Annotated in this window: 2 rRNA genes (1 of these 2 cut by a window edge); both read right to left on the reverse strand. The window is 50.8% G+C overall.

What is annotated here, in order from left to right:
- Nucleotides 1-106: 106 nt before the first annotated feature.
- A 5S ribosomal RNA gene (gene rrf / locus AC1VNX_RS00005) occupies nucleotides 107-219 on the reverse strand.
- Between the two features lie 127 nt (nucleotides 220-346).
- Nucleotides 347-2,500: ribosomal RNA gene (locus AC1VNX_RS00010) — 23S ribosomal RNA — on the reverse strand; it runs 717 nt beyond the window's last position.

A 2,500-nucleotide genomic window follows, 5' to 3' on the forward strand; every position in this document is an offset into this window, starting at 1 on the left:
CTATTTCCCTTTCTTTGCGGGCGTGTTTTTTCTTATTGATCGATTTGTGACGCGCAAAGCAAAAACCCCCGATCGATATCGACCGGGGGTTTTTGGGGCTGTAAGAGCCTGACGATGACCTACTTTCACACGGGAACCCGCACTATCATCGGCGCTGAGTCGTTTCACTGTCCTGTTCGGGATGGGAAGGAGTGGGACCAACTCGCTATGGTCATCAGGCATAAAGGGTTGTCCGACTGATCACGCGATCAATCAAACGAATTCATAGAGTTTGGAATCAGCTTTTGGCGAATTATTTTGAATGCGTCAACTTGGCATAACACCTTGATCTGACGATCAAAGTTATAGGGTCAAGCCGCACGAGCAATTAGTATCAGTTAGCTTAACGCATTACTGCGCTTCCACACCTGACCTATCAACGTCCTGGTCTTGAACGACTCTTCAGGGGGCTCAAGGCCCCGGCAGATCTCATCTTGAAACGAGTTTCCCGCTTAGATGCTTTCAGCGGTTATCTCTTCCACACTTAGCTACTCGGCAATGCCACTGGCGTGACAACCGATACACCAGAGGTGTGTCCACTCCGGTCCTCTCGTACTAGGAGCAGGCTTCCTCAAATCTGCAGCGCCCACGGAAGATAGGGACCAAACTGTCTCACGACGTTTTAAACCCAGCTCACGTACCTCTTTAAATGGCGAACAGCCATACCCTTGGGACCGGCTACAGCCCCAGGATGAGATGAGCCGACATCGAGGTGCCAAACACCGCCGTCGATATGAACTCTTGGGCGGTATCAGCCTGTTATCCCCAGAGTACCTTTTATCCGTTGAGCGATGGCCCTTCCATACAGAACCACCGGATCACTATGTCCTGCTTTCGCATCTGCTCGACTTGTCAGTCTCGCAGTTAAGCACGCTTATGCCATTGCACTATCGTCACGATGTCCGACCGTAACTAGCGTACCTTCGAACTCCTCCGTTACGCTTTGGGAGGAGACCGCCCCAGTCAAACTGCCTACCATGCACTGTCCCCGATCCAGATAATGGACCTAGGTTAGAACCTCAAACACACCAGGGTGGTATTTCAACGTTGGCTCCACAAGATCTAGCGACCCTGCTTCAAAGCCTCCCACCTATCCTACACAGATCTGTTCAAAGTCCAATACAAAGCTACAGTAAAGGTTCATGGGGTCTTTCCGTCTTTCCGCGGGGAGATTGCATCATCACAAACATTTCAACTTCGCTGAGTCTCAGGAGGAGACAGTGTGGCCATCGTTACGCCATTCGTGCAGGTCGGAACTTACCCGACAAGGAATTTCGCTACCTTAGGACCGTTATAGTTACGGCCGCCGTTTACTGGGACTTCAATCAAGAGCTTGCACCCCATCATTTAATCTTCCAGCACCGGGCAGGCGTCACACCCTATACGTCCACTTTCGTGTTTGCAGAGTGCTGTGTTTTTAATAAACAGTCGCAGCCACCGATTTTTTGCAACCCGTTCATGCTCCGCTGTTCGCTTCACACTAATAGGGCACACCTTCTTCCGAAGTTACGGTGTCAATTTGCCGAGTTCCTTCTCCTGAGTTCTCTCAAGCGCCTTAGAATACTCATCTCGCGCACCAGTGTCGGTTTGCGGTACGGTCGTTGTTAGCTGAAGCTTAGTGGCTTTTCCTGGAACCTCGTTCAATCACTTCACCAGCAAGCTGGCTCGATCGATGGCCTCGGTATATGTGCACCGGATTTGCCTAATGCACGCCTACATCCATCTAAACCGGGATATCCAACACCCGGATGACCTATTAAGATCCGTCCCCACATCGCACTAACAATCGGTACAGGAATATTGACCTGTTTCCCATCAGCTACGCATCTCTGCCTCGCCTTAGGGGCCGACTCACTCTACGCCGATGAACGTTGCGTAGAAAACCTTGCGCTTACGGCGAGGGGGCTTTTCACCCCCTTTAACGCTACTCATGTCAGCATTCGCACTTCTGATACCTCCAGCACGCTTTACAACGCACCTTCACAGGCTTACAGAACGCTCTCCTACCACTTGCAATAAATTGCAAATCCGCAGCTTCGGTAACTGGCTTAGCCCCGTTACATCTTCCGCGCAGGACGACTCGATCAGTGAGCTATTACGCTTTCTTTAAATGATGGCTGCTTCTAAGCCAACATCCTGACTGTTTTAGCCTTCCCACTTCGTTTCCCACTTAGCCAATTTTAGGGACCTTAGCTGGCGGTCTGGGTTGTTTCCCTCTTGAGTCCGGACGTTAGCACCCGGTGCTCTGTCTCCCAAGCTGTACTCTTCGGTATTCGGAGTTTGCCTTGGTTTGGTAAGTCGCCATGACCCCCTAGCCAAAACAGTGCTCTACCCCCGAAGGTAATACTTGAGGCACTACCTAAATAGTTTTCGGAGAGAACCAGCTATTTCCAAGTTTGTTTAGCCTTTCACCCCTATCCACAGCTCATCCGCTAGTTTTGCAACACTAGTCGGTTCGGAC

This window comes from Variovorax sp. TLI9-5A (genome assembly GCF_056867935.1).